Genomic DNA, 3,844 nt, shown 5'->3' on the forward strand with positions numbered 1-3,844 from the left:
TTCCGGTGCTGGCAGCGGTAGAAGACCGAGGCTAGCTGGTCAGTCGTCCGGCGGGCTTGCAGCGCTGTCCCGGCATCGACCCAGCCCTGGTGCCAGGCGCCATCGCGCCCGGCAGCGATTAGCAGCGCGGCGAGGGCAGCGTCGGCCAACTCCGGGTCGCTGCCGGGGATCACCAGCGCCGCCACGTCATAGCCCCGCCCGGTCATCTCCCGCAAGGATGCCTCGCCGGCCGGCAAGCCGACCGCCACGACCGCGGCCGCAGCGACGACCTGGCCCGGGCCGAGCGTCCAGTTCAGGTTCTCCGGTGCTCCCGCGTCGTGCGGAATATCCGCTCCAGCGTCTCGCGGCGCGAGGCGGCGTCCTGTTCGGTCAGCGTGTCGAGCAGGTCGAGGGCATCGTCGTTGTCGAACGCGCCGGGCCCCCAGGTTCCCACCCGGCGACCTTACCGTAATGTCCCGCGACATGCCGCCACCTGCATCGCCGCGGCAGCCCGGCACCGGACGCTCCCGGCCCAGAGACAGCCTGGCCGGCAGCGCGGCCAGGCTGCTCCGGACGAGGGCCGCCACGGACTTGATCACCGGGGCAAACTGCCGACGGCAACCGCGAACCGCCGATCTGGACGGCAACCTGGTCGCCCCGACGACTGACTCGCGCCGCGCTGAACTGGCTGTTTCGCGTCCGGTCACAGGCTCAGCCCACGCCCAGCCAACGCCCGGATCTGCCGATGAGTTCGTGTCGCCGAGAAGTCATGCTAGATGACGGTGCCTAGATGCAGAGCAGGAGCCTTAGATGTCCGCCTACCCCGTTTTGATGCACACTGCCATCGATGCCACCGACTGCCGCAGTCTCGCGGAGTTCTACCGGCAGTTCCTCGGTCTCCGCTATCGCCCGGGCGATGAGATTCCCACCGACGGCAGCGACGATGACCCGGGCTGGCTGGTCCTGGTCGACCCGGCGGGACATCGCGTGTTCGCTTTCCAGCAGGTCCCGGCCCTCGCGCGACCGACCTGGCCCGCGCATGATGTACCGAAGCAGATGCATCACGACTTCCGTGTGCCCGGCATCGAGGAACTGGGGCGTCAACGGCAGCGCGCCGAAGAACTCGGGGCCACCTTGCTGTACGACCGTACTGGCGACGACAGCGAACCGCTGTATGTGCTTGCTGACCCCGCTGGGCATCCCTTCTGTCTTCTCGTCGGTTCCGGGTAGCGAACCCGGACATCCGCATCTGCCCATTCCCAGCACTCACGTGGCTGGCGGCCTTGGCTCATGAGTTGGCAGCCAACGCGGCGGCCAGCAGGCCGCCGAGGCGGTCCAGGTCTGCTGACGAGCTCACATGAAGCTCGATCCAGTCGCGCCGGGACGGGTCACGGCGGACGGCGGGATCACCGCTGAAGTGCTCCTGCACCTGTCGCCATCCGGCCCGGGTGATCCGCAGGTCGATCACGCCCGGCGCCTCCATGTGCGCAATCTCCCGGCTCGCGGTGAACAGGGCCGGCTTATCGCCATAGCGAGATCGCCGTTCCGCGACCGGCCCGACCGCGAGCAGGGCGATGACGAAAGCCTCCCAAAGCACGTCACCGTGGTCATCACTCATTGCAGCCAGGATAAGAGAAACGTCCTGTCACGCACGATGGACGCAACGCGCCGACTGTGTGAGCAGAACCGGACGTTCTGTGGCCGACGCACGGCCTCTCGGCAACGGCTATTAGCAGGGACAGAGGCGGCGATCCGGCGTGAAGGGCCGCTGTGTCCCCGTCGCGGGCGGTAGTTGACGCTCCCTGCAGGTTCATGTGCGCTATCCGCCTGATCGCGTGGCCGGGCCGGGGAGTTGCCAGGTCGTCTGGGCCGCGCCCGAATCGGTGCCCTGAGCGCGGACCGCGGCACGATGCAGAGTTAACCGCTGCCCATTTTCCCTGGTCGACGCGCCCCAGGCCGAACTGCAGCGCCGCACAGCACCGGGCAATCCCGTCAACCTGCGGGAGCGCAGGCTGAGATCTTCACCGATTCGCGGCCGCGTCAGCGTCGCCCGGCTGAACAGCACGGCAACCCTGGCGTGGCAGGGAACGCTCAGTAGTAGCCGGTGCTGCCGTCGGCGCGTTCGCGGAGCAGGTCGGCGTGGCCGTTATGGCGCGTACTCCTCGATCATGTGGGTGACGATCCAGCGCAGTGACCAGGGCTGGCCCGTGCGCTCAGACGCCTGCTTGCTGAGCACGTCCAGGCTCGCGGCTTGCGCGACCACCTGCCGCGACACGGCGCACTCGCGTTCGAAGGCGTGGAACGCCCCGGCCGGGTCGGCCTGGTCGACGTCGTTGAAGTCGGCATCCTCATCGGCGGACCTGTCGTACAGATCGGGCACGTTCTCGCCGAGGAAGACCGGCTGGAACCAGCCGCGCTCTACCTCGGCCATGTGCCGGACCAACCCCAGCAGGGACAGGGTGGAGGGCGAGACGGCGCGCCGCCGCAGTTGCTCGGCGGTGAGGTCCTCGCATTTCCAGATCAAGATCCCCCGGTGATGCTCCAGCCAGCCGGTGAGCATCTCCCGCTCGCCCGCGTTCTGCGCCGGTCGCGCCCGGTCCGTCGCCATACGGGGCGGCCTGGCCGGCGCGGGAGTTGCCGAACGAGCCGGAAAGGGGAAACCCGGATTCGCGCTCCGCAGGCTAAGCGGTGCCAGCGCTTACCGGTCAGGGTTCCTGCACAGCTGCACGCTAGATACAGGTGCTCCCTCCCGGCGCAAGCCTGGATCCTCGCCCGCGGGCAGGAGGGTCCAGAGCGCATCGCCTGCGCGTCCGGCAACAGCGTGGTCCTGGTCCAGGAGCAACCCGTACTACACTTTCCTTGCATCGGGGAGGCGCCGGTGACGGCAAAGCCGAGAGACGACATGGCAGCAGCCGCGGCTGGCCGCGGCCGCCTCCGGGCGTCTCATGCCGACCGCGAGCACGTGCTAGACGTGCTCAAGGCCGCGTTCGTGCAAGGTCGGCTGACCGAGGACGAGTTTGACATGCGGGTGGGTCAGACGTTCGCCTCGCGGACCTATGCGGAACTGGCCGCGCTCACTGCCGACATCCCCGATGGGCTGATCGGGGTCCAGCCGCTGCGGAAGCCTGCCCGGGCGGAGGCCCCGCACCCGCAGAACAAGGTAGTCAATTCGTGCGCATGTGCGGCGCTTACGGTACTCGCGCTGGGGGCCGCTTTGGTCACCGGTAATGTCGGATTGTCCTTCGTGTCCGTGGTCGCCATTTTGGGGATCTTGTCCGTAGTGGGGGGCCGGATGGCCCACTCATCGCATAAGAAGCGCTCCACCAGGCACCGATGGTAGAGGTCGCCAGCTCGCGCGGGCGGTTAAAGCAGCCCGGCTCACAGCATCTGCAATATCAGCCGAGGAAGCTCCCACAGATCAATATGGCATCGTGCCTGCACCCCTTTCCAGATCCAGACGCAACGCCGTGCCTGGGGAGGCGCATCAGAAGGCTGAGGCTCCGAGCCTGGCCACCACCGGCCGCTTCGGCGCGGCAGGGGCGGCCGGGCGGATCGTCCCGGAGGCGGATGGGCGCGTGGTCTGTTCGCTCCCGGTCCTGGCCGTCCTCGATCACGACAGGGACGGCAAACCGGTATGAGCAGGGGATGCGGTCGGGCGGGGCTGTCAGATCCAGCCGCGGGAGCGGGCGAGCTGGACCGCTTCGTGGCGGTTGACGGCGCCGAGCTTGGCGGCTGCGGAGGAGAGGTAGTTGCGGACTGTGCCGGGGGTCAGGGCCGCGCGTTTGGCGATTTCATCGACGGGGGCGCCGCCTGCCGCGAGTTCCAGGACGTCGGCTTCGCGGGGGGTGAGCGGGCTGTCGCCGGC

General features: G+C 68.5%; 7 protein-coding genes. 2 read left to right on the forward strand and 5 right to left on the reverse strand.

Features of this window, described 5'->3' with window-relative positions:
- Together WA805_RS21270 and WA805_RS21275 are read right to left on the reverse strand one after the other, a co-directional pair.
- The coding region (locus WA805_RS21270; RefSeq protein ID WP_425243199.1) for a hypothetical protein at positions 1–248 on the reverse strand (248 nt) is incomplete at its 3' end.
- A gap of 44 nt (positions 249–292) precedes the next feature.
- On the reverse strand, positions 293–433 hold the full coding sequence (locus WA805_RS21275) for a DUF4259 domain-containing protein (protein WP_422286971.1): 141 nt from the start codon (positions 431–433) through the stop codon (positions 293–295).
- Positions 434–789: 356 nt separating this feature from the next.
- Between WA805_RS21275 and WA805_RS21280 the strand changes: the two genes are divergently transcribed.
- Positions 790–1,209 carry a VOC family protein gene (locus WA805_RS21280; protein WP_425243200.1) on the forward strand — a complete coding sequence of 140 codons (420 nt, stop codon included), beginning with the start codon at positions 790–792 and terminating at the stop codon, positions 1,207–1,209.
- Between the two features lie 58 nt (positions 1,210–1,267).
- On the opposite strand, the gene WA805_RS21285 is transcribed toward WA805_RS21280, so the two are convergent.
- On the reverse strand, positions 1,268–1,597 hold the full coding sequence (locus WA805_RS21285) for a luciferase family protein (RefSeq protein ID WP_422286975.1): 330 nt from the start codon (positions 1,595–1,597) through the stop codon (positions 1,268–1,270).
- 528 nt (positions 1,598–2,125) lie between these two features.
- Complete coding sequence (locus WA805_RS21290; protein WP_422286976.1) at positions 2,126–2,587, reverse strand: DinB family protein; 462 nt, start codon at positions 2,585–2,587, stop codon at positions 2,126–2,128.
- Positions 2,588–2,857: 270 nt separating this feature from the next.
- Here WA805_RS21290 and WA805_RS21295 point away from each other — a divergent pair, with 270 nt between their 5' ends.
- Positions 2,858–3,319 carry a DUF1707 SHOCT-like domain-containing protein gene (locus WA805_RS21295; protein ID WP_425238231.1) on the forward strand — a complete coding sequence of 154 codons (462 nt, stop codon included), beginning with the start codon at positions 2,858–2,860 and terminating at the stop codon, positions 3,317–3,319.
- A gap of 324 nt (positions 3,320–3,643) precedes the next feature.
- On the opposite strand, the gene WA805_RS21300 is transcribed toward WA805_RS21295, so the two are convergent.
- A partial coding sequence (locus WA805_RS21300) for a response regulator transcription factor (RefSeq protein WP_425243201.1) occupies positions 3,644–3,844 on the reverse strand: 201 nt, incomplete at its 5' end.

It is taken from the genome of Trebonia sp., assembly GCF_049794275.1.
Classification (GTDB): Bacteria; Actinomycetota; Actinomycetes; order Streptosporangiales; family Streptosporangiaceae; genus Trebonia.

Excerpts from the sequence above, each read along its gene's own strand:
- WA805_RS21290 (WP_422286976.1), bottom strand. The coding sequence starts at position 2,587 with ATGGCGACGGACCGGGCGCGACCGGCGCAGAACGCGGGCGAGCGGGAG.
- WA805_RS21280 (WP_425243200.1), top strand. The coding sequence starts at position 790 with ATGTCCGCCTACCCCGTTTTGATGCACACTGCCATCGATGCCACCGAC.
- WA805_RS21285 (WP_422286975.1), bottom strand. The coding sequence starts at position 1,597 with ATGAGTGATGACCACGGTGACGTGCTTTGGGAGGCTTTCGTCATCGCC.